17 protein-coding genes are annotated in these 26983 nt (G+C 66.2%); 11 read left to right on the top strand and 6 right to left on the bottom strand.

Features of this window, described 5'->3' with window-relative positions; genetic code table 11:
* Positions 1-15 precede the first annotated feature (15 nt).
* The 4 genes from ACQR03_RS24265 to asnB all read left to right on the top strand — a co-directional run bounded on the left by ACQR03_RS24265 (position 16) and on the right by asnB (position 5495).
* Positions 16-1356, top strand: coding sequence for a glycosyltransferase family 4 protein (locus ACQR03_RS24265; RefSeq protein WP_316200840.1), 1341 nt, complete (start codon positions 16-18; stop codon positions 1354-1356).
* On the top strand, positions 1356-2414 hold the full coding sequence (locus ACQR03_RS24270; RefSeq protein ID WP_316200841.1) for a Gfo/Idh/MocA family protein: 1059 nt from the start codon (positions 1356-1358) through the stop codon (positions 2412-2414). Before ACQR03_RS24265 ends, ACQR03_RS24270 begins: the two co-directional genes overlap by 1 nt.
* Positions 2411-3442, top strand: a complete 1032-nt coding sequence (locus ACQR03_RS24275) for an NAD-dependent epimerase/dehydratase family protein (RefSeq protein ID WP_315717399.1) — start codon at positions 2411-2413, stop codon at positions 3440-3442. Before ACQR03_RS24270 ends, ACQR03_RS24275 begins: the two co-directional genes overlap by 4 nt.
* Positions 3443-3554: 112 nt before the next feature.
* Positions 3555-5495: an asparagine synthase (glutamine-hydrolyzing) gene (asnB, locus tag ACQR03_RS24280; RefSeq protein ID WP_434841997.1), complete on the top strand. Its 1941-nt coding sequence runs from the start codon at positions 3555-3557 to the stop codon at positions 5493-5495.
* Between the two features lie 46 nt (positions 5496-5541).
* Here the strand turns inward: asnB and ACQR03_RS24285 are convergent, their stop codons facing one another.
* The 3 genes from ACQR03_RS24285 to ACQR03_RS24295 form a co-directional block, all read right to left on the bottom strand.
* Positions 5542-6318, bottom strand: a complete 777-nt coding sequence (locus ACQR03_RS24285) for an SDR family NAD(P)-dependent oxidoreductase (RefSeq protein WP_316170937.1) — start codon at positions 6316-6318, stop codon at positions 5542-5544.
* A 199-nt stretch (positions 6319-6517) separates the two neighbouring features.
* The gene (locus ACQR03_RS24290) at positions 6518-7789 is read right to left on the bottom strand and encodes an acyltransferase family protein (RefSeq protein ID WP_316170936.1); all 1272 of its coding nucleotides are present in this window, start codon (positions 7787-7789) and stop codon (positions 6518-6520) included.
* A 76-nt stretch (positions 7790-7865) separates the two neighbouring features.
* Positions 7866-8816, bottom strand: coding sequence for a glycosyltransferase (locus tag ACQR03_RS24295; RefSeq protein ID WP_316170935.1), 951 nt, complete (start codon positions 8814-8816; stop codon positions 7866-7868).
* A gap of 181 nt (positions 8817-8997) precedes the next feature.
* Between ACQR03_RS24295 and ACQR03_RS24300 the strand changes: the two genes are divergently transcribed.
* Positions 8998-11049, top strand: a complete 2052-nt coding sequence (locus ACQR03_RS24300; RefSeq protein ID WP_316193680.1) for a right-handed parallel beta-helix repeat-containing protein — start codon at positions 8998-9000, stop codon at positions 11047-11049.
* Between the two features lie 30 nt (positions 11050-11079).
* Here ACQR03_RS24300 and ACQR03_RS24305 read toward each other — a convergent pair whose 3' ends face one another.
* On the bottom strand, positions 11080-12471 hold the full coding sequence (locus tag ACQR03_RS24305; RefSeq protein WP_315729371.1) for an O-antigen ligase family protein: 1392 nt from the start codon (positions 12469-12471) through the stop codon (positions 11080-11082).
* A 312-nt stretch (positions 12472-12783) separates the two neighbouring features.
* Between ACQR03_RS24305 and ACQR03_RS24310 the strand changes: the two genes are divergently transcribed.
* From ACQR03_RS24310 to ACQR03_RS24320, 3 genes are all read left to right on the top strand, one after another.
* Complete coding sequence (locus ACQR03_RS24310) at positions 12784-13974, top strand: WecB/TagA/CpsF family glycosyltransferase (protein WP_434841996.1); 1191 nt, start codon at positions 12784-12786, stop codon at positions 13972-13974.
* 168 nt (positions 13975-14142) lie between these two features.
* A complete protein-coding gene (opgC, locus tag ACQR03_RS24315; RefSeq protein ID WP_315827764.1) occupies positions 14143-15177 on the top strand; it encodes an OpgC domain-containing protein in 1035 nt (344 codons plus the stop codon).
* A 119-nt stretch (positions 15178-15296) separates the two neighbouring features.
* Positions 15297-15557, top strand: coding sequence for a hypothetical protein (locus tag ACQR03_RS24320; protein ID WP_315827765.1), 261 nt, complete (start codon positions 15297-15299; stop codon positions 15555-15557).
* 66 nt (positions 15558-15623) lie between these two features.
* Here ACQR03_RS24320 and ACQR03_RS24325 read toward each other — a convergent pair whose 3' ends face one another.
* Positions 15624-17903, bottom strand: a complete 2280-nt coding sequence (locus ACQR03_RS24325) for a polysaccharide biosynthesis tyrosine autokinase (RefSeq protein WP_316202730.1) — start codon at positions 17901-17903, stop codon at positions 15624-15626.
* 414 nt (positions 17904-18317) lie between these two features.
* On the opposite strand from ACQR03_RS24325, the gene ACQR03_RS24330 reads away from it, so the two are divergent.
* The 3 genes from ACQR03_RS24330 to ACQR03_RS24340 all read left to right on the top strand — a co-directional run bounded on the left by ACQR03_RS24330 (position 18318) and on the right by ACQR03_RS24340 (position 23896).
* Positions 18318-19040 carry a response regulator transcription factor gene (locus ACQR03_RS24330; protein ID WP_315752505.1) on the top strand — a complete coding sequence of 241 codons (723 nt, stop codon included), beginning with the start codon at positions 18318-18320 and terminating at the stop codon, positions 19038-19040.
* Positions 19040-20419, top strand: coding sequence for a sensor histidine kinase (locus ACQR03_RS24335; protein ID WP_315752601.1), 1380 nt, complete (start codon positions 19040-19042; stop codon positions 20417-20419). The genes ACQR03_RS24330 and ACQR03_RS24335 overlap by 1 nt, the downstream gene beginning before the upstream one ends.
* Before the next feature lie 357 nt (positions 20420-20776).
* Positions 20777-23896, top strand: coding sequence for an NAD(P)-binding protein (locus ACQR03_RS24340; protein ID WP_434841995.1), 3120 nt, complete (start codon positions 20777-20779; stop codon positions 23894-23896).
* A gap of 8 nt (positions 23897-23904) precedes the next feature.
* On the opposite strand, the gene ACQR03_RS24345 is transcribed toward ACQR03_RS24340, so the two are convergent.
* Positions 23905-26973, bottom strand: a complete 3069-nt coding sequence (locus tag ACQR03_RS24345; RefSeq protein ID WP_315752508.1) for an ATP-binding protein — start codon at positions 26971-26973, stop codon at positions 23905-23907.
* Positions 26974-26983 lie beyond the last annotated feature (10 nt).

Consider the following 26983-nt stretch of genomic DNA (forward strand, 5'->3'; position numbering starts at 1 on the left):
ATTTAAATGTTTTAAATGGTCATGACCAGCGACAACCACCCAGGCTTGGATGTGATGGAGGCGGAGCCTGCGCCGTCGGCGCAGCGCGACCCCGAATGGTCCGCGTCCGGTTTCGCCGATCGCCGGCGGCTCAGCATCCTCAGCGTCTCGCACATGCCGGCGAGCCCGCCGCGGTTCGGGGCACAGGCGCGCATGCATGGGCTGATGACCCAGCTCGCGCGCCGCCACGACCTCACGGCGGTGATGATGGTCGATGACGCCTTCGACATCGAGGAGTGTCGGCGGGCCATGCAGGCCTATTGCCGCGACGTGGTGCTGGTGCCGAACCCTTACGGCCGCGACGGTCTTGCGAAGCGGCTGCTGCAACTGCGCTCGCTGGTCTCGGTGCGGAGCTTCGACCGGCTGCGCGTGGCCCTGCCGGAATTGCAGCGGGTGCTGGATCGGGTGCTGCGGACCACGCGGTTCGACGTCGTCAATCTCGAATTTCCCTATCTGGGCCACTGCCTGTTCCGTCAGGCGCCGGCTGGCGCGACGCCGCCGCGGCTGATCATCGACTCGCATGAGATCGCCTACGATCTGGCGCGGCAGTTCGCCGCCACCGGCGCGAGCCTGGGCCGCCGGCTCTACGCCGGTGCGAACTGGCGCAAGCTGCGCCGCGAGGAGATCGCGGCCTATCGAAAAGCCGATGGCGTCTATCTCTGCAGCGCGGACGACGAGAAGCGTCTGCATGACGACATTCCGAACGCCCGCACTGCGGTCATCCCCAACGCCGCCGATGTCGAGTTCTACCAGCCGCGCAGCACCGATCCCGCGCCCGATGGCCGTACGCTGGTCTATTTCGGCCTGCTGTCGACGGTGCCCAACATCGATGCGGTCACGCATTTCGTACACGACATCTGGCCTCGTATCGCCGCCCGGCACCCGGATGCGCGCTGCAAGATCATCGGCGGCCGGCCGCCGCCGGCGTTGACGGCGCTGGCCGGGCCGCGGATCGAACTGACCGGCTTCGTGCCGGACCTGCGGCCGCACCTCGCCGCGGCGGCGGCGGTGATCGTCCCGCTGCGGCTCGGTGGCGGCACGCGGCTGAAGATCGTCGAGGCCATGGCGATGGGCAAGGCGATCGTCTCGACCAGCCTGGGTGCCGAGGGCATCGAGGCGATGCCCGGACGCGACATCCTCATCGCAGACGAGCCCGACGCCTTTGCAGATGCGGTCAACGGGCTGCTCGCCGAGCCCGATCTTGCGGTGCGGATCGGCGGCGCGGCGCGGCAGGTCGCGGTCGAGAAATATGCCTGGAGCGCGGCCGCACAGGCGCTCGAAGACTTCTATTGCGAGATCCTGGAGACCCGTTCGTGATGAAGGCCGTGCTCATCGGGGCAGGGCAGATCGCCCGCCAGCATCTCGCCTGCCTCAACACCTTGCCGGGCGTTCAACTGGCCGGCATCTGCGACCTGTCGCCGGCAACGGCGGAGGCCGCGGCCGAGCGTTACGCCATCCCGTCCTGGTTCACCGATCATCGCACGATGCTGCAGACGGTGCGGCCCGATGTGGTGCACGTGACGACGCCACCGACCTCGCATTTTCGACTCGCGATGGACGCGCTCGAGGCCGGCGCGCATGTGATCGTCGAGAAGCCCGCGACCTCGACCTTCGACGAGCTGCAGACCCTGACCTTGCGCGCCAAGCAGACCGGCCGCCATGTCGTCGAGGACTACAACTACGTCTTCAACCGGGCGCCGCAGGAGATACTCCGTCGCATCGAGACCGGCGAGTTCGGTGCCGTGACCCATGTCGACGTGCTGATCTGCCTCGACATCCTCGGCCCCGACGGCTTTGCCGATCCGAATTCGCCGCATCCGGCGCTCAAATTGGCGGGTGGTGCGATCGCCGACTTCCTGCCGCATCTCGCCTCGCTGTCGCATGCCTTCGTCGGCCCACACCGCAAGGCGGAGACGGTCTGGAGCAAGCGCAAGGCCTCGCCGCTGCCGTTCGACGAGTTTCGCTGTGTGGTCGAGGCCGAGCGCGGCACGGCGACGCTCGGCTTCAGCGCGAGCGCGCGGCCCGATGCGTTCTGGCTGCGGGTCTATGGCGAGCGGATGCAGGCGACCGCCAATCTGTTCGAAACGCGGTTGACCTTCGATGGCCCGCGCAACGTGCCGAAGCCGCTGCGCCCGTTCTTCAGCGGACTGGAGGAGGGCCGCGACATCCGCCGCGCGGCGCTTTCGACCTTGCTGCGCAAGTTCAAGGGCCCAGGCGCCTATGAGGGGCTGTGGGAGTGCCTGGCGCGCACCTATCAGGCGCTCGGCTCGGGAACGGCCTTGCCGATCACGATCGAGGACGTCCTGGCCGTCAATCGGATGGTCGAAGCGATGAAGCCGACGGAGCAGGCGGACATGAGGAAGCTGGCGATATGAAAGCCCTGGTCACTGGCGCCAACGGGTTTCTCGGCCGGCATGTCGTCGATGCGCTGCTGGCCCGCGGCATCGAGGTTCGCGCCATGGTGCGTCCGGCGACGCGCGTTGACGCCCTTGGCTGGCCGTCGTCGGTCGACATCGTCAGGGCCGACCTGCGCACCTCGCGCGACCTTGCTCGCGCGTTCGAGAATGTGGATGTGCTGATCCATCTGGCGGCCGTGGTCGCCGGCGGCGAGGACGCGCAATTCGCCGGCACGGTAGGCGGCACCGAGCGGCTGCTCGAGGCGATGGCAGGCAGCGCCTGTCGCAGGCTCGTGCTGTGCAGCAGCTTCTCGGTCTACGACTACACTGCGACCCGCGACGTCCTCGACGAAAGCGCGCCGCTGCAGCAGACGCCCGACGTCTACACCCGTGGCGGCTACACCGTCGCCAAATGGTGGCAGGAGCGGGTGACGCGCCGCTACGTCGAGAAGAACGGCTGGGATCTCACCGTGCTGCGTCCCGGCTTCATCTGGGGACGCGGCCACGGCTATCTCGCCGCGCTCGGCCAGCAGATCGGACGCCACCACGTCGTCATCGGGCCGCTGACCCGCATCCCCATGACCCATGTCGAGAACTGCGCCGACGTCTTCGCGCTGGCGGCGACGGATTCGCGGGCGATCGGCCAGACGCTGAACATCGTCGACGGTCCCGGCGAGCGGGTCTGGACTTATCTGTCGGACTACATGCGCGGCACCGGCGAGCGCGGCCTCCGGTTGCCCATCCCGCATTGGCTCGCCAGCAGCATCGTACGGCTGGCGTTTGCGACCGTGTTCAGGCGGGCGACCAAAGTGCCGGCGATCCTGACGCCCAAGAAGTTCGACGCGATGCTCAAGCCGCTGCGCTTCGACAACCGCAAGCTGAGGGAGACGCTTGGCTGGACGCCGCCGCTCGACTACGAACAATGCCTGGCGCGGACCTACGGTCCGCTGCCGGCTGCGGCGCCAGCGCCGGCGTCCTGGTCGTCCGGAACGGCTGCTTCCATTTGAGGGCCGAGATGGTCCTGCGATGCCCGAGGTCTGGTCGCACGCGATCTCGCGCGCGAGGCCGTTCCGTGTCGTCGGTCGTTTTGACGTCGCGCGTCTCAAACGGAATGTTCTGATGTGTGGCATCGCTGGGATCATCGGACGGGTTGACGACCACAACCGCGCAGCGCTGCGGCGGATGAACGATGCCATGCTCCATCGCGGTCCGGATGCCGGGGGAGTCTGGACCTCGCCCGCGGACGAGCGTGGCTGGGGCGCGCTGCTGGCGCACCGCCGGCTCGCGATCCTCGATCTGTCGCCCGCCGGTGTGCAGCCGATGACCGATCCGGTCACCGGGCATGTCATCGTCTTCAACGGCGAGATCTACAATTTTGCCGACCTGCGGCAGCGGCTGGTCGCCGGCGGCCAGCAGTTCAGCTCGACCGGCGATACCGCGGTGATGCTGCGCGCGCTCGGCCTGCATGGGCCGGAGGCGGTGGCGTGGTTGCGCGGCATGTTCGCGTTCGCCTGCTGGGATCCGAAGGAGCGCCGGCTGCTGCTGGCGCGCGATCCCCTCGGTATCAAGCCGCTGTACGTCGCCCGCGCGTCGAAACCCGACGCGGGCTGGTCGGTGGCCTTCGCATCCGAGCTGCGTGCTCTCCTGGCATCCGGCCTTCTGGGCAGGGCCCAGCTCGATCCACAGGCCGTCGCCAGCGGCGTCTGGAACGGCTTCGTGGTCGGTCCCGGCACGGCGGTGAAGGGCGTCGAACTGCTGCCTCCAGGCCATCTCACCACGTTCGACGGCGTCGGCAACATCATCCGCGATGAGGATTTCTGGTCGATCCCGGAGCGGGCTCCGGACCCGACGATGGACGAGGATCAGCTTGCCGAGATCCTCGAGGAGGGGCTGAGGCTGCATCTCGCCAGCGACGTGCCGCTCGCAGTGTTTCTCTCGGGCGGCATCGATTCCTCGGTCATGGCCAATCTGGCGCAGCGCGCGGCTACGGGTCCGATCCACACCTTCACGCTGGCTTTCGAGGAGCAGGAGCTGAACGAGGGGCCGATCGCGCGCCAGATCGCCGCCGCCATCGGCACCGAGCATCACGAGGTGGTGCTGACGGAGCAGCACTTCGTCGACAACCTCGATGCCGCGCTCGACAGCCTGGACCAGCCGACCTTCGACGGCCTGAACTCATACTTCATGTCGCACGCCATCCGCGGCGCAGGCTTCACGGTGGCACTGTCGGGGACCGGCGGCGACGAGCTGTTCGGCGGCTATACGTCGTTTCGCGACCTGCCGATCCTGCAGCGATGGTCGGAGCGCACGGCCTGGGTGCCGGCCGGCGTCAAAGCCGCTGCGGCGAAGCTGGCCGTGCAGATGCTGTCGCCGTCGCGCGGCACGGTGGCGCCGCAGACACGCTGGGCCAAGCTCCCGGAGATGGTTCGACGCGGCGACGATCTTCTGGCGCTCTACCAGATGGCCTATGCGCTGTTCCTGCCCGGTTTTCAGCGCGAGCTGCTCGCGCCTGATCTCGTCGATACGCTGACAGATGGGCTGCCGGCCGCGATGAGAGCGAAGATCACCGCGGAGACGCGCGCGCGCACTCCGCTGTCGGCGATCAGCGTCATGGAGCAGCGCCTGTTTCTCGGCGAGCGCCTGCTGCGCGACAATGACGTGGCGAGCATGGCGGCCTCGCTGGAGCAGCGGGTGCCGCTGGTCGATCAGGTGCTGTTCGAAAGCGTCGACCGGCTGCCCGATGCGACGCGCTGCGCGCCGCTGCGAAGCAAGGCGATGCTCAGGCGGATCGGCCTGCGTGGCCTCGATCCGTCGCTGTTCGACCGGCCGAAGAGCGGCTTCGTGCTGCCGCTCGATCGCTGGATTCGGCGCGGCCTGCAGGATGCAATGGACCGGACCCTGCGGGACCCGCAGGCCGTTGCGCCGGCGGGGCTGGACCCCACGGCCGTGGAGCGCCTCTGGCGCGCCTTCCTCAATGGGGCGCCGGGGATCTATTGGTCGCGCATATGGTCGATCTACGTGTTCGTGCGCTGGTGCCACCGTCACCGCGTCTTCCGCTGACGCGCGATCGACATCACGAGAATCGGCCGCATCGAGGCGCGCGTGCTCAGGCCTCCGGCATGACGACTCCGCCGCACACCGGCACGCGAACGCCGGTCACGAAACCGGCGAGGTCCGAGGCCAGAAACGCGATCATGTTGGCGACGTCCTGATCGTAGCCGCGCCGTCCGAGCGGCACGGACCGCTCGTAGAGCGGCTCCACCTCGTCACGGTCACGACGGTCCTTGTCGGAGACGACCCAGCCCGGGGCGACCTGATTGACCGTGATGCCATGCGGTCCGAGCTCCCGCGCCAGGGACCGCAGCATGCCGTCCATGGCGCATTTGGCCGCCGTGTAGGGCGCGCGATTGGGCAAGGCCAGGCTCGTCATCTCCGTGCCGAGAGAAATCAGACGTCCCCATTTTCGCTCGATCATCGGGCCGGAAAACACCCGCGCGGTCGCCCAGGCCTGCAGGACCGAGGAGCGAAACACCTTGTCGAACTGGTCGGGCGTCTGCTCGACGACGGGACGTTCGTCGTACCATGTCACCGCATTGTTCACGACGATGTCGACAGGGCCGAGCACACCCTCGGTGACGCGGCGCATGGCCTGCACATCCTCGAGCTCGGCAACGTCACCCGAAATGGTGCAGGCGTGCTGCGGCTGGAGCTCGTTCAGCTCCTCGCACAGCCTCTCCGCAGCAGCGCGCGCCGTCAGATAATGGATGGCGACCTTTGCACCACAGGCCGCCAGTGTCCGGGCGATCGGGCGGCCGAGCTCTCCCGCCGCTCCCGTGACCAGCGCGACCTTGCCCGAGAGATTGATCTGGAGCGGGGACCTCAACGGTCGCAGTGCCGGATCGTCCGGCAGGGGACCGAGCGTATGTCGTCGAATTCGTCGTGCAACTGCGCTCGCGATCCGCATCCACCCGTCCCCGAAAGTATTCATTGGTCGGGGTCGCAGTATTAAATGCGGGACTAATTATTTAAACTGCACAATTTGACGCATTTGTGCAGCAGGCGATGGAGCGGTGCCGATGCGCTCAGGATGCGCGCGGCGTCGGACTCTCGGCGAGACGGTTGCCGAGCCGCCAGTCTGCGCCGGACGCGTCCTGCGCTGCTCTCGCAGCAGGCGCCGGCCTGAACTTGCGCCGGAGCTGTCTGAAATACGGCTCGATGAAGCGCTCGATCGCCGCCGCGTAGATGACGGAGATCAGGAGCGCGAGCGGAAACAGCAGATAGGGCTTGGCAGCGATCGCGGGCAGGTTCTTGTCGATCGTCCGGATCACGACGTTGTGGACCAGATAGATCGCATAGGAATAGGTGCCGAGCGTCATCACCCAGGAGCGGTTGAGATGACGAAACAGCGGCGCGTCGGCGAAGCGGACTGCGAAGTAGAACAACGGCATCAGCGCCAGCCCCTGAAGGCTGTAGCGGGCGGTCTCCCGGAACACCGCATCACGGTAGACCAGCGAGACCAGCAGCGCCGCCGCGGCGACGGCCAGCAGCGCCCATTGCGCCGCCGACATCCGCCCCGAGGCAGAGCGCTGCCGCACCGGGTTCATGACCAGCGCCAGAATGCAGCCATAGGCGATCGAGTCGATGCGGGTGTCCGAGGCGTAATAGGTGCGGTCGGAGAAGAACCCAGGCGCATGCACGAGATGGATGCGCCAGGCGAGGACGCCGAGGCAGACGAGCCCGAGCAGCGCGCCGATGGTGCGCGGCCGCAGCGCCGATCCGAGCAGCAGCGTCATCAGCAGGGGATAGACGATGTAGAAGTGCTCCTCGACCGCGAGCGACCAGAGAATGCCGGTGCCGTCGGGCACCGTATTGCCGGGATCGAAGAACAGACCGTAATAGTTGGCGAAATACAGCACCTGGGCCGCCAGGCCCTTGACGGTCATCCCGCCGTCCAGCAGGCCGGCGGCGGTGAGGCCGTAGGCGATCGCCAACGACAGCAGCAGAGGCGGCATCAGCCGGAACACGCGCCGCGCATAGAAGCTGGGAACGTCGAGCGCGCCGGTGCGCTGATGCTCGGCCAGCATCAGCGTGGAGATCAGGAAGCCGCTCAGGAAAAAGAAGATGGTGACGCCGAAGCCGCCGGGGACCAGGGCCTGAAGTCCGGAATGACCCAGGACCACGATCAGCACCGACAGCGCGCGGATGCCGTCGAGTGATGGAATGAGCGGGGATGCGCTGCCCGGGGCGTTCGTGCTGCGGGACGCTGCTGGCGCGGTCGCCTCGCCGCCAGGCGCCGTTATCGGCGGCACGGCGGAAGCGGCACGAAGGCGGCTGAGCTCGAGAATCTTGGCCATGCTGTCCAGACGGGGTCGGAGAAACACGTAGCTTCGTCGTCGTCGTGTCAGTGCCGCGGCGATCGGCCGCCGAGCGTCATCGCGTGTCTGCCGCGGCGTGGCTGGCCCGCCAGAGTTGCGCCCGCTCCGCGTTGATCCGGGCCGTGGCGGCGCGCTTGCCCAGGCGCAGGCAGGCATGCTGATAGGCGCGGAGGAAGCGGCGGAATTCGAGATCGTCGTAGCGCGGCAGGCCCGTCAGCCAGCTCCGGAAATAGCCCCACAGCATCGCGGTGCTGCCGATCAGGGCGGGATAGGCCGGCAGGTGATAGACCGCCACCGCGAGCTGATACAGCGGCGACGTTCCCATGAAGTACTGGCCGAAACCCTTGCGCAGCCGTCCGGTCCAGATGCCCTTGTGACTGGCGCCCTGCGGCCGCAGATGGATGAAGCGCAGCGCTTCGGTGTCGATGCTCTCGGCGATCCAGCCGAGCATGCGGCAGCGGTGGCAGTCGATGCCGTCCCACATGACCTGGCGCACGAAGCCGCCGATCTCCTGGAAGCAGGCGACGCGGTAGAACTTGGTCATCCCGACCGACATCTCGTCGCCGCAGACCTCCGGCTCCAAGGCGCCGGTCTGCGGGTGGACGAACCACGGCTTGCCCGAGGTGGTCCCGACCCGCGGATCGCTCTCCATCCGCTCCATCAGCAGCTCGAAGTAGCGCGCGGGCAGATCGAGGTCCATGTCGAGCTTGCAGAGATAGTCGAAATCCTCCAGCCGCACGCTCTCCAGGCCGGCATAGAATGCCTCGATCACGCCGGGTCCGACCTTGCGTCCGCCGCGGTCGGCGCGGCGGATCACGCGCAGATAGGGCAGGCGCTGGGCGTACTCGTCGAGAATGGCCGGGGTGTCATCGGTCGATCCGTCATCCACCACGATCCACAGCGCCGGCGGCGCCGATTGCGCAGCGACGCTGTCGAGAGTCCGGCGGAGATATTGGGCCTCGTCCCGGCAGGGCGAGATGAGCAGGTAGCGGCGCGATGGCGTCACGTATCAAATCCCTTGCCGAAGGCGGAAGATTGGGACGAAGCTCTGCCGAGCAGGGCGTCGCCGGCCGCCTTTCAATAAATTAAATCGTGAATTAATATTATGTCATGGCGCGTGTCAAAGTCATGGTGTTTTTAAATCGGCGCCCGTTTTGGCTGTGTGACCGGTCCTGCGAGAGGTTCCCATGGATGACATCGGCCTCGTGATCCCCGGCTGCACCCAGGCTTCGTCCCGGCCGGTCGCGCGCGTGACGCGCCGGATCGACGCCGCCTGCATCCGGGCGCTGTTCACGGCAGCGCTTGCCCTGCTGTTCCTTCGCGGCGTTGCCGCGGCCGCCGAGCCGACCGCGTCCACCGGGCCGTCACTGGCCGGCAATCTGCTGCCGGTGGAGCGTCTCGCCGCCTGGAATCCCGGGCTGATGTCAGCCGGCGGTATTCCGAACCGGACCATCATTTACCGCACGCTGTCTCCGAGTGGGAGAGACGACAGCAGCGCGATTCAGGCTGCCTTGACCGCTGCACCCGCTGGCCAGGTGGTGATGCTCGGCCCCGGGACGTTCATCGTCAACGAGCCGCTCCTGATCAGCCGGCCAGTGACGCTGCGCGGCGCCGGCGCAGGCGCGACCAGGCTGGTGAAAACCAACGGTGCGCGGGCACGAACGCCGGTCGTGATTGCCGGCACCAAGGGAATCCTGACGCCGGTCGACCCGAGCTCGTACAGCTACGACGCCAAGCCTGTCATCATCGTCGGACCTTCGCGCTGGAACAATGGCCCCGACAGCAGCGCGTCGCAGGACCTGTTGGCGGACGGCGATCAGGGGACGTCGACCGTCGCCCTCGCCAGTGCCGCGGCCTTGAAGCCGGGCGATTTCGTTCTGCTCGACGAGGTCTCAGGCGCATCGTGGCAGGCGACGCCGGCGGGTTTTCCAGCGGGAGCGAAGGTCTGGCAAGGCGACCGCGTCGCCTGGAACATGCACTATCCGGTTCAGCCGGGCGACGACAATGCCGGTGCCAATGCCGGAGGTCCCTATGACCAGGCTCCCGGCGTGTTGCCGAAGTCGATGTCGTGGTTTGCCCGGACCGACCGGGCGACCGCCGAGATCAAGGAGATCGCCTCGGTGACCGGCAGCACGGTGACATTCACCTCGCCGCTCACGATCAGCTATCGCCGGGATCACCAAGCGCAGCTCACGCCTTATAGCACCGACCCGAACAGCGGTCGCCACGCCGCCAACAATCGCGACATCCACGTTGCCAAGGTGGGCGTCGAAGATCTGAGCATCGTCGGCGGGGCGGACGGCGCGTTGCGGTTCGAAGCCGCTGCTTATTCCTGGGCCAGATCCGTCGAGGTGACGCAATGGCTCGGCGAGGGCGTGGCGATCGACAATTCGTTCCGGGTCGAGCTCCGCGACTCCTACATCCACGCCGGCTCGTGGCCGCAGCCGGGCGGCGCCGGATACGCGATCAGCCTGGCGACGGGCTCCTCGGAGGTCCTGATCGAGAACAACATCCTCGTCGACGTCTGCAAGAACATGGTGTTCCGGTCGTCCGGCGCCGGCAGCGTCGTCGGCTATAACTATGCCGACGACTCGTTCGATTTCGACAATCCCGGCTGGGTCGAGGTCGGCATCAACGCGTCGCACATGGCCGGCGCCCATCACGTCCTGTTCGAAGGCAATCTGTCCCACAATGCCGACAGCGACTACACCCATGGCAACGCGATCTATCTGACCTTCTTCCGCAACCATCTCACCGGCCAACGCCAGCGCTTCGTCGATCGTTCGGGCGTTCGAGCCGTCGGTCTCGCCTATGGCTCGTGGTGGGATTCGTTCGCCGGCAATGTGCTGGGCCGACCTGGACGCATGAGCGGTTGGAGCTACGACGATCCATCGATGCGGGCCGGAACGGCGGTTTGGGGGCAGGGCGGTGTCGGCAACGTCTGGGTGCTTGGCTACGACCCGGAGCGATGGACCATGGCGCCTGATCCGAAGACGCTGACCACGGTGATCCGCGGCGGCAATTTCGACTATCTCACCGGCAAGGTGGTCTGGACGGACGCTCTCGCGGCGCAGCCGCTGCCGGCGTCGCTGTATCTGAGAGCCAAGCCCGGCTTTTTCGGCAGTCATCCGTGGCCCTGGGTGGACCCAACCGGGGATACCAAGCTGCATACGTTACCGGCCAAGGCGAGATTCGATGCGGGCGCGCCATTCGCGGCGGCGCCGGGATCAACGCAATAGCGCTGGCGTGACGCTTCAACGGGCCTCCCGTCAGGTGCGGACGCCGAGCCGTGGCCGCCAAGCCGGCCGTGTACGGCTCCAACGAGCCGACCGCCTGTTCGCCGGCTGAGCGGCGGGCATGCTCTGTTGCGACCTCCGCCAGTATCGCGCGGCCTCGACCGTGACGAGCACGAATACCACCCAGGTCACGTCGAACGCGCGCAGCCACAGGGTTTCGAGCAGGTTATAGAGCATGACGAACAGCGCGACGGATAGCAGGATCCACGCCCGCTTGTAGTCGTGCTTCATCACGCGGCCGATGACGTGAACGGTGGCCGCCAGAAACACGAGGAGAAAGGCAAAACCGACATAGCCCAGTTCCAGCATCGCATCGTAGTAGCCGTTGTGGGAGTTCGGCATGGCCTTCACCCAGCCGGGTGCATCGGTGATGCTTGGTGCGTCGGCACCGACCAGCCAGAAGCTCTGATAGCCCCATCCCAGGAGCGGCCTCTTCGCGATCTCCAAGTTAGAGAAGGCCCATATGGTGGTTCGGCCGGTGAAGCTGGAATCACCCGTCAGCAGATAGGCGATGCGGCTGGTCGTGAAGCCCGCGAGCTCGCCGACCACGAAGTAGCCGAGGATGATCGCCACCAGGATCAGAAGCGGTGCAACCCGCAGCGTTCTCGCAAGCGCCAGCGTCAGGATGGCCAGGATCGGGGCGACCAGAGCGAGGCCGAGCGCGGTCTTCGAGCTCGAGAAGAAGATCAGGACGATGGCACCGACGGCAACGACGATCCCGAGCGCGCGGCGCGTTCCGGGATAGAGCAACTCGTGAACCGAGAGCAGGAACGCAATGGCGGCAAACTCGCCCAGCAGGTTCTTGCCCGAGAAGTAGCCCTGGTAACCGATGTCGACCAGCGCGTTGCCGTACTGCGCGTAGGTCGCGTAACCGCCGGGGATCAGCAGAACATTGAGGATCACCCCTGCTGCAAAGCAGAGGAACACGCCGCGCAGGATGTCGGCGCTCGGCCTCGATAGCAGGGCGGGCAGCACGATGGCGGTGAGGACCATCGCTTCCTGGACGAAACGGACGAAGGCGAATTCGGGTTTGAATGCCCACGCGATGCTGGCGCCGGCCAATCCAAAATAGACGCAGAGACTGATGATGTTGGGCGCAGCGGCAAGCCGCTCGCCGCGGGCGAGGCGTTGCATCGCAACGACGATGGCGATGGCCGCGAGGACAGGCCAGAAGATCCGGTTCTCGATCCGGCTCTCGAGCAGGCCCTGGAGCCCGGGCGACGGCGGGAAGCCAAAATAGATCAGCGGCTGAATGAGGGACGAGTAGGCGAAGGCGAGGACCGGAATCAGCGCACAGACATCGAACGTCCCCGCGGAGGCGCGCGGCCCGGCCGACATCGACGTCGTCGCTGAAATTCTCGGCATCGATCTCACCAGGATATTCGAACGGCGCGGCCCCGGCAGCCGCCGGGAATACCGTCCGTGAACATTATCCGGAGATGCAATTAAATAAAAGGACTTCGACGTGCGCCGGGAAGATATTGCTGCAGCCGCGCCGCAAATCTGCCCTGGCATTTACAAATAAACCGTATTAAATAAATGGTATGATTTAAAATTAAATAGTGGCTTTTGGGTCGCACGTTATTCGGTCGGGGAGGTGCGGCAGGGATCCGCAACCCGGAATCCTCGTGCGGCGGGCAGATTGAGGGAGAGCGGCGGATGCTGACCACGCATGAATTGCAGGAGCCGGGATCCCCCCTTTATCGCGTGGGGCGCTCCGGGGCGGGTCGCGATCGGCCGGAGGTCGATGCTGCCGCCCTGGCCGACGCCGCGATTCCCGACGACCTCGCGCGCGACGTCTATTGCGTCCTCGGAATACCGGTCGATGCCATCGGCATGCGCGGCGTACTGCGCCGCATCCGCGACGCTGCCCGACGCAGGACCCGGCTTCTCATCTCGACTCCCAATCTCAACTTCCTGGTCGCCAGCCAGTCGAACAGGAGCTTCAGGGAGTCGCTGATCCTGAGCGATCTTTGCACGGTGGACGGCATGCCGGTGGTCTGGATCGCTAGGCTGCTTGGGATTCCGATCAAGAGCCGGACGGCCGGCGCCGATATCTTCGACGCGCTGAAGTCGGAGGCCGCGCCGGCAAACGCGCTGAAGCTCTTTCTTTTCGGTGGCCCGGAGGGGGCCGCCGAACGGGCCGCCCGGACGCTGAACGGCCAGTCGGCGGGATTGCAGTGCGTGGGCTGGTTGAACCCCGGCTATTTGTCGGCCGAGGAGTTGAGCCGGGATCACATCATCGACGAGATCAATGCCAGCGGGGCGGACTTCCTGGTTGCCTCGCTCAGCAGCGTGAAGGGACAATCATGGCTGCAGCGCAATCATGAGTGCCTCGAGATTCCAGTTCGCGCCCACCTCGGCGCCGCGCTCAACTTCCAGGCCGGGACGGTGAAGCGCGCACCGGCGATCCTGCGCCAATCAGGCTTCGAGTGGCTGTGGCGCATCAAGGAGGAGCCCTATCTCTGGCGCCGCTATTGGAACGATGGCACGGCGATGCTCGGCCTCATGCTCACCCACGTGTTGCCGTTCGTGGTGTGGACCTGGTGGATGCGCCGCACGCATGAGCGGGGTGAGGCGCTGACCATCACGCAGGACTATGGGACGCGCGCGGTCACGCTCAGCCTGTCGGGGCCCGCCGATGCGCGTCACGTAGACCGGGCCATTCCGGTGTTCCGCGCCGCTTCGGCGTCCCGCAAGCCGGTCACGATCGATTTCTCGAACGTCTGCGCCATCGATGCGCGCTTCCTTGGATTGTTGCTCATGCTGAGGAAGCAATTGGAAGCCCAGGGCTGTACCGCGACCTTCGTGGGCGTTTCGCCGCTGATGGCCCGCATCTTCCGCTTCGGCGGTCTGGACCAGCAATGAGAGAGGGAGGCCTGTCATCGGTCGCATCACGGCTTCAGCAGTCGGTGGTTCGATGATCGCCGCCGCGACGCTTGCCCGCGTTGCGAAGGATTGCCTGAGCCGTCAGTCCGACCGGCGCCCATCGGCTGACCGTCGCCCATGGAGCGACGTGTGTTCGGAGATTGAGCGGTGAGCGCAGCAGGCCAGAAGAGGCGCGAGCTTCTGATCGACTTCTATCGAAGCTGCGCGATGTTGTTCGTGTTCTATCATCACACGGCCAACGTCTTTCCGGACTCCGTCGATCTGTTCACGAAATTCAACCCCTTCGCCGAGCTGTTCGTCGTGATCTCGGGGTTCATGGTCGGGTACGTCTATCTGCACAAGGAGAGGCACGGAGAGCTCCTCGCCCGCGGCTTGAAGGTGCTCGCCGCCTATTTCGTCATCTCGGTGCCGGTCGCGGTCGGCATGGCTGTTCTGGGGAACAAGCGAGAGCCGGTGGGGCAGGCGATTTTCGACGTGCTGACGTTTCAGTCCGAGCCGACCGCCATCACAATCCTCAAGTTCTACGGGCTGATGTTCCTGCTGCTGCCGGTGATCCTGCCGATGTTCAAGCGCGGCAGGCTCCTGGTGCTCGCGTTGTCGGCTGCGATCTTCGTGGCCTCCACCTGGTTCAGCAACACGAGCACGGCAGCCAAGCTCGAGAGTCCCGCCATCATTCTGTTGCTGTTCTCGCTCCAGGCGCAGATGTTCTTCGTGATCGGTATCTGGCTCGGAGATCTCCATCGGTCCAACCGCTTGATCGGACCCGCGTTCTATACGGCGCTGGCGGGGATCTTCACCTTCGGGCTGCTGCTCGATTACAGCCTCGGCTTTCCCAGCAACGGCGAAAAATACCCCTATCGGTTCGACAAGCTCCTCAACCTGCTTTGGACATTGCCGCTGCTGTTGGCGCTGCTGTGGGCGGTGTTCGCGCGCACCCGGCGATCGCCGGCGGTCGCGCTCATCCTCAACGTCGGCCAGAACTCGCTGATCGCGTTCCTCGGGTCGGAGGTGGTGCGGCAATCGGTCAAGCTCGCGCTCCTCCTGGGCGGCGTCCACCCGCAGGTTTACGGCCAGACCGTGATGGGCCTGTTCGATGTCGTCCTGGTCACCGCGGTGCTTTGGCTCTACCGGGCGCACTGGCTGAACCGCCAGACAATGCTGCACCCGCTCAGCGGGCCGTAGCCGCATCTTTCGCCTGAAAGTGTTGCCCTGATGCGCTTGTTCGAATCCTCCCGGGCGGCTTAGCTCATCGCTAACCAATGGCCGCTAGCCTCTCGAAACGCCCGAGGAGGCATGAACTGATGTGGGTGATCGCGCTTCATTTTACAGCCGGGGTGGTTGCCGGGACGATGTTCACGGTTCGCACGCTGCTGGCGCTCGCCGCGATCGTCTTCATGGAGTGCATCGCGGCGTCGATCATCAGCGGGCTACCGGCCGCGCTCTATGCCGGCGCCGGTCTGATTGCAGTCCAGGTGGGCTATCTCTCGGGCGTCTATGTCCGCAGCGCTCTGGAGCGTGCCGGCATCGCCCATCCCTCCATTCGCCCCGAGCACCAGCGCTGACCGTCGATCGATTTCCGTTGCCGGCCGCGGCCTATGGCGCGCACCGGCCGGCGCGCGCTGATCGACCTACTCGGCCATCACGCTCCCGTAACGGGCGTAATATTTGTGGTTGTAGTAGTCGCCGAAATGATTGGCGTAGCGCTTCAGCGCCTTCATGTTCGTCTTGTTGAGCACGACGCCGAACAGAGCATCGTAGACGTTGGGAGCCGTGTTCAGCGCGTGCTCGACCACCTCGGCCGGCGTGCGCCCCCATTCCACGACGAGGACGAAGCTGTCGAGCAGCGCGGAGATGGCGCGCGCGTCGACAACGGGCGCGAGCGGCGGAAGATCGACGATGACGTAGTCATAGGCTGCCCGCAGCTGCTCGAACAGCTTGCGCATCTGCTCGTTGCCGAGGATGTCGCTGGTGTCGCGCTGCGTGGCACCCGTTCCCGGCAGGAAATCCAGGCGCGTCAGCGGGTCGGTCCAGACTGCGTCTGCGAGCTGGCATCCTCCCAGGACGATGTCGGCGATCCCAGTGCTGGCATCGGGGGCCAGCATGGCGGAAAGCGACGGATTCCTGAGGTCGCAATCGACCACGATCACACGCTTGCCTGAATTTGCGATGAGCTGAGCCAGCGACGCGGCGATGATCGACTTGCCTTCGTTGGGCAGGGCGGACGTCAGTCCGAAGACCTTCCGCGACGTCGGGCTTGGATCCTGGTCGATGGCGACTTTCAACGAGCGGATGGATTCGGCGAAGCGCGATGTGGGCATGGCGGATGCGGCCCAGCAGGTCCCGGGGCTTCTCGTCACCATTCGCGGGCTGGAATCGGGTTCGACCTTGGAAACGGCGTTGACGGTCGCTTTCTTGGTGAACCGGTCGACCTCGCCTCGTTTGAGCAGAGGGACGACCGAGAGGCAGGGCAGGCGCAGGCGATCCTCGACCTGGTCGGTCGTCCGAAAGCTGCGGTCCTTGACTTCTGCGAGCAGGCCGAGGCCGCCGCCGAGCGCCAGGCCCCCGAACAGGCCGAGCGCCATCAGCACGATGGACTTCGGCTTGATCTTCTTCTTCGGCGGCGTGGCCGCTGAGATCACCCGCGCCTTCGCAATCGGGAAGGAGCCCTGCTGGACTGAGCCCATGTAGCGCTGAAGAAAGGTGTCGTAGAGCGTGCGATAGCTCTTGGCGCTGGTCTCCAGCTCGCGGAGGCTGAGCTCGGCCGCCCTGGTATCCTGCGACCGGACAACGGCCTGTGCAAGCTGCTTCTCGATCTCCTGCTGCTGCTGCTTGGACTCCTCGTAATCGTGCTTGGCGACGTCGGCAAGGCGCCGCACCTCGTCGACGATGGCCTGGCGGATGCTCTTCATCGTCGCGCGAATATTGACGACCGCGATATGATCCTTGCCATATTTGGCGGAATACTCGTACTCGCGCTTGGCGTTATCGAGGTATTGCTGACGCAAGCTGTTGATGATGAGCGTGCTGTTCGAATTGCTCAAGGAGAGACCGTCGGGCGGATTGACATTGCCGCTGAGCTCTGCCGGGGAGAAGTCGGAGACCGCGGCTACGCGGTCGATCGTCATATCGGCACTGCTCGTCGCGAGCATGTCGTCGAACCGATTGAGCCGGGTCATCAGCGAGGCGGTACGCGTGCGCACTGCCACCAGGCGGTTGGTGAGCTCGGTGACCTGCTGCTGGTCCATGAACCTGCCGTCGGCCGAGACGATGTTGTACCGGCTTTTCAGCTCGTTCACGGAACGTTCGGTCGCGGTCGCGTCGTTGCCGAGATCCTGCAGGCGGTCGTGAAGCCAGGCGGTGATTGTGCGGTGCTCGTTCGCGTCCGCCTTCAACTGCTGATCGAAATACTCCTTGACGATGGCGTTGGCGATCATCGCCGCCCGATTGGGGTCGCTGGCGCTGAAATCGACCTCGACGACCGTGCTCGTGCCAATTCGGAAGGCGTTCATTCTGCGCTGGAATTCGTCGAGGAGATCGTCCATCGAGGGCGCGTTCGGCTGCGGCGCCGAACCCACGAGGCGGCGAACCGCATCAACCGCACCATGCAGCGGGCTGGCTTTGCCGTTGAAGTCGGGATCGTCCGCCAGATTGAGCTTGTCGATGACCGCTGTCGCGATCGACTTCGATTTGAGAATCTCGATCTGCGATTCCATGTCGAGCGGCGGCTCGTCCTGAACGGGCGGTTGCGGCTGGACGACTGCGGCCTTCGAGGTGGTGCCCAGCATGATCTTGACGTCGGCCGAGTAGGTGGGCGGCAGGATTTTCAGCAGGGCGAAGCTCGCCAGGAGCGAAAGCACGGTGGTGATCGCAATCACCAGATAGTGCCGGCGCAGGAATCCCAGCGCCATGTCGAACGGTCCGGGTCCGCTACGTTCCCAACCTTGCTCCTGTGGGGAGGGGTAGGTAACCGTGCTCGCGTTGGGATTGTGCAGCATGTTTGTGGGGCTTTTCAGTTGCGCTTCGGACGTCAGAGCCGCCCGGTTTGCCTGCGAGAACGAGGATCTTGTTTTATAACCATTAAATGATCTGGGAGTGCCGCGCGATTTAATTTATATTAAATCTGATTTTGCTCAGCAAGTGGCTCTGCAAAATTAAATGTCGCCGGCGTGCAGGACATGCCTTGCGCTTGCGGCGGCCTTCTCGGCCGGCCAATGCCGGCGTCGCGGTCGGCCGCATACCGGTATTTGGCTGCCGCGTAACGGCTTGTAACAGTCGCTCCCGGCCCATTGCCAAGCTACGGGTTTTGGGCATCAGTCCTGGCGATGAGCATGCCTGCGGCCACGCTTTTGATGGTGGAGGACGACCCGGAGATCAGCCGGCTCGTCAGCGATTTCATGCGCCGGGAAGGGTTCGAGATCGAGGTCGCCGCCACGGCGCCGGCGATGGATGCCGTGCTGCGGCGGCTGCGGCCCGATCTCATCATTCTCGACCTGATGCTGCCGGGAGAGGACGGGCTTTCGATCTGCCGCCGGCTGCGGCAGAGCGACGACATTCCCATCCTGATGCTGTCGGCCAAGAGCGACGAGATCGATCGCGTGGTCGGGCTGGAGCTCGGCGCCGATGATTACATGGTCAAGCCGTTCGGGCCGCGCGAGCTATTGGCCCGCGTTCGGGCGCTGCTGCGGCGCACCCAGGCGAGCCCACCGCGTGACGCGAGCCGGCGTTTCGGTTTCGACCGGTTCGTACTCGACGTCGATGCCCGCAGCATCGAGATCGTGGATGCGCAGGCCGCGCCGATCCAGCTGACCTCGGCGGAGTTCGACCTGCTCGCCTGCTTCGTGCAGCGGCCACGGCGGGTGTTGAGCCGCGACCAGATCCTGGACTGGACGCGCGGCCGCTCCGCCGAGCCGTTCGACCGCACCGTCGACATGCTGATCTCGCGGCTGCGGCGCAAGCTCGATGCCGCAAGCCCGGGAACGAACCTGATCACCACCGTCCGCAACGGCGGATACCTGTTCACGGCGACGGTGAGGCCGGTGGCGTGATGATGCGGCTGACGCTTGCGATGCGTATCGGCCTCATCGTCATCATTGGTCTGCTCGCGATCTGGATCGTCACCCTGGCGCGATTCTACCGCGCCCGGACCGCGGACCTCGAAGGCGCGACGCCGCCGCCGACGCGGCTGGCCGCGCTCGCCGAACTGATCGAACGAACACCCGGGGCTGAGCGGGGCAGGGTCGTCGATGCCGTGTCCTCTGACCGCTTCGAGGTCCGGCTGGTCGGACCCGACGCGGCGGTCCGCCTTCCGCGCACCGAGCCCGCGCCGGTCCGGTCCGGATTGCGCGACGCCTATGCCGGTGCGCTCGGTGCGCGCCCGCTGACAATCACCTTCGTGCCGGAGCCGGAGGGACGGTGGTTGCCCAGGCTCGCGCGGACGCCGCAGAATGCCCTGGAGTTTCGCATTGGCCTGAACGGCGGCGATGTTCTCGTCGTGGACTCGCGCGCGTCGCTGGTGCTGACCCAGCAGGGGCTGCCGATCGGCTTCGGCGCGGGCCTGTTCGGTACGCTGGTCGCGCTGTTTGCGCTCCTGATCATGCAGCGTGAGACGCGGCCGCTGGCGCGCTTGGCGGCCGCCGTCGACCGGGTCGACCCCGGCGGGGCGGCGGTGCCGCTGCCGGACGTTCGCCGCAATGCGCCCGAGGTTCGCGCCGTGGTGACGGCGTTCGGGCGACTGCAGGACCGGCTTGCCGATCTGATGCAGGCGCGCATGGCGCTGGTCGGCGGCATTGCTCACGACGTTCGCACCTTTGCCACGCGGCTGCGGCTGCGCGTCGACCAGATCCCGGATGACGCCGAGCGGCAGCGCGCCGTGATCGATATCTCCGACATGATCCGCCTGCTCGACGACGCGCTGCTTGCGAGCCGGGCGGGTGCCGGCGAACTGCCGCAGGAGCTCGTTGCCTTCGACGAACTGGTGCGCGCGGAGGTCGAGGATCGCCGCGCGCATCAGGCGCGGGTGCGCTTCGACCATGCAGGCGACGGGCGCGAGCAGCTGATGCTGGGCGACCGCGTCGCGCTGCGTCGTATCGTCGCCAACATCATCGACAACGCGCTCAAATATGGCGAGGCGGCGCATGTCTCGCTGCAACGCCAGCCGGAGCACGCCGTGCTGACGGTCGACGACGAAGGGCCGGGGATTCCCCGCGACCAGCGCAAGGCCATGCTGGAGCCGTTCACGCGCCTGGACACGTCGCGCAATCGCGGCACCGGCGGAGCCGGGCTCGGACTGGCGGTGGTGCGGACGCTGGTGGAGGCCCATCGCGGCAGCATCGCGATCACCGACGCGCCGCGCGGCGCCCGCATCGTCGTGCGGCTGCCGCTGTTTCTCGACGGGCCCGGCGACGTGCATTCCGATCTGACGTGATCGACGGCAGCGTCGCGATCGGGGCGCTGTCTTTAAACGGTGGCAGCCCGTCGTTCTTCTCGTAAAAGTTGAGACGACGACGTAGCCGGTGGGAACGATGCGGCGGCCTCGTCTTCGCCTGACGCGATGTCGACGATGCGCCCGCTTGATGATCGCGTGGAGATTGTGATAGGTATTCGATGCATCCTCATTCCATCGCCACGCGGATTGAACTGGGCGTGGCGCCGATTTTGTAAACCCATAGTACCGAATGTCATTCAACCGCACGGGCCGCGCGGATCGCGGACCCGTGCGCCGATGGACGACGTCGTTCCGGCTCGCCCGGGCGAGAACGTCCGAGGTCAGGGGATCATCGACATGGCAGCAACAAAGACCCGCGTGGCGATATTGGGCGGCGGCATCGGCGCGTTGAGCGCGGCCTTCGCCTTGAGCGAGATCGATCCGCGCGGCGAGCGCTACGAGATCACTCTCTATCAGCTCGGTTGGCGTCTCGGGGGCAAGACCGCCAGCGGACGCAACGCCAAGCAGGGCCAGCGCATCGAGGAGCACGGACTGCATATCTGGGCCGGCTTCTACGAGAATGCCTTCACCATCCTGCGTGCCGCGCTGAAGGCACTCGATGCACCGCCGAACGATCCGATCAGGACGATCGATGACGCGTTCAAGCGGCAGAACGAGATCTTCTACGCCGAGTATACCGACGGACAATGGCTGCCCTGGCCGTTCTGGTTTCAGCCGGATGTCGATGAATCGGTCTATCCCGGCAGGGATAGCCTGTGGGCGCCCGCCGACAACATCGTGCCACCGCTCTCGACCCTGCTGCTGCGGACCATCGCGAGCATCATCTTCAACCTGAACTACTATATCGAGGACTGGCCGGGCGACCAGAATGCCGAGCTGGCGAAGGCGATCGCCGCCATGCCCGCCGAGCGGCGGGCCCGGCTGGCGGCCGTCTCGCCTGATGGCAAGGGCCATCCGCTGCTGCTGCTGGCCCACCGCGTCGGCGAGAAGCTGCACAGTGACGTCGAAGCGATCCGCCGCGATGCCCAGGGCGACATGGCGGCGCTGCTCCATGCGTTTCGCGGCATCGCCAAGGAGCACCAGACGATCGACGGCCTCGAGGAAGGCCTGCGCCGGCTGTTGATCCTCGCCAATCTCGGCATCTGCATGCTGCTCGGCATCATCGAGAACGACTGCCTGACGGACGGGCTGGAGGTTCTCGACAGATACGAATTCCGAAGCTTTCTGGCGCAGCAGGATGAAGAGGCCGCCAACAACGCCATCGTGACCGCTCTCTACGAATACATCTTCGCCTTTCGCAACGGCTCCCGCGAGCCGTCGCAGCAGCAGGTGTCGGCCTGCTCGGCCGTTCAGGGACTGCTGCGGCTGTTCTTCACCTACAAGGGGGCGTTCTTCTATAAATCCGTCGTCGGAATGGGGGATACGATCTGCACGCCGATCTACCAGCTCCTGGCGCGGCGCGGCGTGAACTTCAAGTTCTTTCACAAGGTCACGAGTCTCGAGCCGACCAAGGACGGCAACAAAATCGCGACCATCCACATCGACAAGCAGGTCGAGTTCGTCGATGGCAGATATGATCCGCTGGTCCTGGTGAAGGACTACTGGTGCTGGCCGTCCGAGCCCAAATGGCAGGAGATCGAGAATGGCGAGTACTACGCGCTGAAGGGCTACAATTTCGAGAACGCCTATGGTCCCCCCAACCCGCCGCAGCCGCCCCCGGCGGCCCGGCTCAGCCTGCAGCTCGGCGAGGATTTCGACCAGGTGGTCCTCGGCATCTCGGTCGGCGCGCTCGATGAGATCTGCCGGCCATTGACGCAGCAGAAGCCGGCCTGGGCCGACATGGTCGGCAATCTCCCAACCGTGCGCACGATGGCGCTGCAACTCTGGCTCGATTGCGCGGTCGGAGATCTCGGAGGTCCCTATGTGGCGCCTGGACCGTCGCTCGAGACGATGGGACCGATCGTCACCACCTGCAAGCCGCCGCTCGACACCTATTCCGACATGTCGCAATTGCTGCCGGCCGAGGACTGGCCGGCGCCGGGGCCACGCTCGATCGCTTATTACTGCGCCATCATGAGTGACGACAGCGCGCCGAACGACGAGCAGCTTGCCGCGGACTATGTGAAGAACGCATCCAAGGACTGGATGACGTCCTGGCTCGATACGCTGTGGACCAACATCGGCAGCGGCAGCACGTTCCGCTGGGATCTCCTGCACGCGCCGAGCGACATCAGCGGATCGGCGCGGCTCGACTTCCAGTTCTGGCGTGCCAACATCAATCCGAGCGAGCGCTATGTGCTGAGCCTGCCGGGCACGCTGCGGCATCGCATGGAGCCCGGCAAGTCCGGCTACGACAATCTCTTCCTCGCCGGCGACTGGACCCGTGTGCCCGAGATCAACGCCGGATGCGTGGAGGTCGCGGCGATGTCCGGCCTTGCCGCTGCCTCGGCGCTGTCGGGCGTCTACATTCCGATCGTCTCGACCAGCCCCGAGCCGTACATCACCAACGCCTACGTCAACTACGCCGGATGGATCACGCTTCCGCCAGCGCCCTATATCTGCAACGACTCGACCTTCTACGGCTTCGCCGTACCGGCCGACCTCGGCGCGTGCCAGCGTTTCCTCGACCGCTCCTTCAACCGCGTCGCGGGCCGCGACCAGTTCCGCGTGATGCTGGACATGGCCTTCGTCAACGTCATCCAGGTGCGCAAGAGCCAGGCGGCCACGCCGCCGTTCGCGGAGCAGGGCACGATGTCCGAGACCGATGTCGGGCTGTGGCTCCTGGTCGGCAGCTATGAGCGCGGCGCGGTGCTGCCGAAAACGATCGGCTTCGTGCCGGCCTATCTGTTCGTCGACAATGCCTGGTCGGTGGTTGCGGGGCAGGAGGTCTGGGGCTTTCCCAAATATCACGCGACCATCGTTCAGCCGATCAGCGCGCCATCGAACGATCCGTTCGACGTCTCGGGACTGGTGATTGCCAGCTACGGGCCGGAGGCCCATGCCTCCCAGCAGCGCATCATCCGAATCGAAGGCACGGCGGGATCGACCCCGACCGCGGCGGCCTCTCCGGCGGATGCATTCCGGCAGCTCTGTGCCGGGGCCGACCAAGAGCGAATGAAGCAGCTCACGACCGGGCCGGGCATGGCGTCGTTCCTGGGCGGCGTCTGGGGCCTGCCTATCCCCGTGTTCTATCTCAAGCAGGCGCGGTCGGCGGACAGTCTCACCGCGGCGAGCTACAAGACGCTGTTGAACGGCGCGCTCGACCTGACGGGGCTGCGCGGCTGGCAATTGCAGTCGGGCAACTGGTCGATCGAGATGAGCGCGCTCGATAGCCTGCCGTTCATTCGCGATCTCGGGCTCGGCACGCCCGTCGACGGCAAGCTCGTGCTGACCGCGACCACGCGCATCTGGGCCGAGATCGATTTCACCGTCGCAAGGGCCTGCCCCATGGCCTGAGCAGGTCGTCACGCCGATTGTCGCCTCGGCGCGTCATCGTCGATGGCGGCGAGTCGCGCCGCCGCGCGGCGCAGGAACGCCGACGCGCCCTGCGCCTCGGCGACCGCGACGGCCTCGCGTAGCGCGGCCGTCACCTGGCCCGGTGCGGTGTCGGGGAGGGCGGCCAGGATCTCGGCGCGCCGCCGATGCAGCGGCGACAGGAAATAGCCGTCGCCATAGCGCCGCGCGGCGTCGATCGCCGCGTCGATCGTCTGCATCGCTTCGGCCGTCTTGCCGACGATCAGTTGCAGACCGGCGACCTCGCCGAGATAGAAGCAGGAGAAATGCATCATGCCGAGCGTCTGGAACGCCGGCAACGCCTCAGATGCCGCCGCCAGCGCCTCGTCTGGAGTCCTGCCGAGATGGCCGCGGGCATGCGCCTGCAGGCTGCCCGCCACCAGCTGATAGAGCGGATAGCCATGGTCACGGCAGATGCGCAGGGCCTCCTCGGTGGCGAGGAGGACATCCTCGTAGTCGCCGCGTGCGAGCTGATAGAAGGCGAGCCACGACAGCGCCCAGGCGAGGTCGAACGGACGTCCGAGCCGGCGCGCATGTGCGATGAGATCGCTGGCGACGGCGGCCGCGCCGGCATCGTCGCCCATCGCATGCAGCACCTGCAGCAGCGAGGCCTGGCCGGCGACCAGCGGATCCTGAGAGGACAGTTGCGGCAGCCGCGCGCCGTCCGATGCCTGATAGAGCTGCACCGCGGCGGCCAGCAGCCGGCGCGCGGCGGGGAGGTCGCCTCTGGCGAAGAGAATGTAGCCCAACGCAACGCCGCTCTCGATGCGATGCTCGGGAAGGCCGGTCTGCTCGCCGATTCCCAGGCACAGATGCGCCATCTCCTCGGCACCATCGAGATCGCCCGCGATGATCAGGAAACTGCAGATGCCGCGCAGCACGGCGAACAGGCCGGCGGTGTTGCCGAGTGCGTCGCAAATCGCCCGTGCTTCGGACAGCGCCTTGCCGACCTCGGGCACGGTGTAGCCGCGCGAGGCAGCGAGGCTGACGGCAAGCCCGATCAGGAGCTCGAGCTCCAAGTCGGCGCGCTCGCCGTCGGCGGATTGATGACGCAGCAGGTCGAGCGCCGTTTGCAGATGTCGCGCCGCTTCGACATGCGCGGCGCGCGAGGCGGCGCGCCGGCCCGCGTCCGCCCATAGCGGGATGGCTTCGGCGATCGCGCCACTCTCGGTGAAATGATAGGCCAGCAACTCCGGCTCGGTGTCCCGCGTCTCGGGAAAGCGATCGCGCAGCACCGCGGCGATCCTGCCGTGCAATGTCTGGCGTTCGCGCCGGAGCAGGGACTCGTAGGCGGCGTCGCGGATCAACGCGTGCTTGAACGTGTAGAGGCTGTCGGGCGGCGCGCCGCTGCTCTCCACGAGGCCGGACTTGACGAGCTGATCCAGGCTCTCGCCGAGCCTGGCTTCGGGCTCCGCCACGATGGCCGACAACAGATCGTAGCTGAAGCGGCGGCCGATGGCGGCACCGAGATTGGCAATCCGGCGCGCCGGCCCCAATCGGTCGAGCCGCGCAACCAGGGAGTCCTGCAGCGAGGCGGGAATGGCCACGCTCGCATGGCCGTCCCGTGCGGGCGCCGCGGAGGCTTCGACGACGTACTTCGCCAGCTCCTCCAGGAACAGCGGAATGCCTTCGCCACGGTTGACGATCTGGCGTAGCGTCGCTGCCGGCAGCGCGGCCGAAGCGGCCACATGGGTGCAGATCCGCTCGGCGTCGCCCTGACTCAATCGCCCGAGCGGGAGCCGCGTGACCTTCGGGCTCGCGGCCCAGGGCGGCTCATATTCGAGCCGGGCCGTGACCACGATCAGCCAGCGGCGTTGTGCGGCGCGCTGGATCGCCCGATCGAGCAGCTCGAGCGTGGTCGTGTCGCTCCAATGCGCGTCTTCCAGCACCAGCAGCGCGGGCCCGGTCGGCACCATCATGTCGATCAGCCGGAGCAGCGTCTCCCGCGTGACCTCCGAGCGCTTCTCGACGGTCATCGTCTGCAGCGGATTGTCCGGTTCGGGCGCGACGCCAAGGACGTCGGCGAGCACGGCGCGCGCGGTGGTGTCGGTGACGCCGTGCGCGTTCATGAAGCGATCGAGCTTGTCGCGACGCGTCGCTGCGCCGTCGGTGCGGTCGAAGCCGGCGATGAGCGCGAGCTGTTCCGAGATCGGATACAGCACGCTGTCACAACGGGTGGGGCTGCAGTGCCAGATCATCTGCAGCTGGGAGACGTCGGCCACGCGCCGCCGCAGCTCCTCGACCAGCCGCGACTTGCCGATGCCCGGCTCGCCATGGAGCAGCACCACCTGTCCGCTGCCGAACCGCGCCGCCGCCCAGCAATCGAACAGACGCGCCAGCTCCTGGTCGCGTCCGACCAGGGGGGAGCTTTCGCCGCGAATGCGGGCGTGAAAACGGCTCGCGACGGCGGCTTCTTCCAGCACCTCGAACGCCTCGACCGGTGCGGCGAATCCCTTCAGCGCGAACGTGCCGAGATCGCGGAAGTCGAACATGCCGCGCGCGATGCGCTCGGTCGTCCGGGCCACGACGATGCTGTCGGGGGCGGCGATCGATTGCAGCCGCGCCGCGAGATTCGGCGTCTCGCCGACGATGTCGACCGGGCGGCCGTCGGCGCGGGGCATGAGGTCGCTGACCACGACGAGGCCGGTGGCAATGCCGATGCGCAGACGCAGTGGTTGGCCTTGCGCGGCATCGAGCCGGCCGACGGCGTCGCGCAGCGCGATGGCGGCGCGGATCGCGGTGGCCGCATCGTCTTCCCCCGCACGCGGATAGCCGAAATAAGCGAGCACGCCGTCGCCGGCATATTGCGTGATGGCGCCGCCATGGCGGCCGATGACGTTTTCGCAGGTCGTCAGGAAGGCGTCGATGACGCTGGTCATATCTTCCGGATCGAGCCTGACGGTGAGCGAGACGGAGCCGACGAGATCGCAGATCAGCGCCGTCACCTGCCGCCGCTCGGCGCGATGCATGCCGAGCAGGCGCGAACTCGTCGTCGTATCGGATGACGGCTGTCGCAACACCCCGCCACAC

This window comes from Bradyrhizobium sp. HKCCYLS3070 (genome assembly GCF_051167575.1).
Taxonomy (GTDB): Bacteria; Pseudomonadota; Alphaproteobacteria; order Rhizobiales; family Xanthobacteraceae; genus Bradyrhizobium.

Excerpts from the sequence above, each read along its gene's own strand:
- ACQR03_RS24290 (WP_316170936.1), bottom strand. The coding sequence starts at position 7,789 with ATGGCCAAGATTCTCGAGCTCAGCCGCCTTCGTGCCGCTTCCGCCGTG.
- asnB (WP_434841997.1), top strand. The coding sequence starts at position 3,555 with ATGTGTGGCATCGCTGGGATCATCGGACGGGTTGACGACCACAACCGC.
- ACQR03_RS24320 (WP_315827765.1), top strand. The coding sequence starts at position 15,297 with ATGTGGGTGATCGCGCTTCATTTTACAGCCGGGGTGGTTGCCGGGACG.
- ACQR03_RS24275 (WP_315717399.1), top strand. The coding sequence starts at position 2,411 with ATGAAAGCCCTGGTCACTGGCGCCAACGGGTTTCTCGGCCGGCATGTC.
- ACQR03_RS24305 (WP_315729371.1), bottom strand. The coding sequence starts at position 12,471 with ATGCCGAGAATTTCAGCGACGACGTCGATGTCGGCCGGGCCGCGCGCC.
- ACQR03_RS24325 (WP_316202730.1), bottom strand. The coding sequence starts at position 17,903 with ATGGCGCTGGGATTCCTGCGCCGGCACTATCTGGTGATTGCGATCACC.
- ACQR03_RS24340 (WP_434841995.1), top strand. The coding sequence starts at position 20,777 with ATGGCAGCAACAAAGACCCGCGTGGCGATATTGGGCGGCGGCATCGGC.
- ACQR03_RS24335 (WP_315752601.1), top strand. The coding sequence starts at position 19,040 with ATGATGCGGCTGACGCTTGCGATGCGTATCGGCCTCATCGTCATCATT.
- ACQR03_RS24330 (WP_315752505.1), top strand. The coding sequence starts at position 18,318 with ATGAGCATGCCTGCGGCCACGCTTTTGATGGTGGAGGACGACCCGGAG.
- ACQR03_RS24265 (WP_316200840.1), top strand. The coding sequence starts at position 16 with ATGGTCATGACCAGCGACAACCACCCAGGCTTGGATGTGATGGAGGCG.
- ACQR03_RS24300 (WP_316193680.1), top strand. The coding sequence starts at position 8,998 with ATGGATGACATCGGCCTCGTGATCCCCGGCTGCACCCAGGCTTCGTCC.
- ACQR03_RS24270 (WP_316200841.1), top strand. The coding sequence starts at position 1,356 with ATGAAGGCCGTGCTCATCGGGGCAGGGCAGATCGCCCGCCAGCATCTC.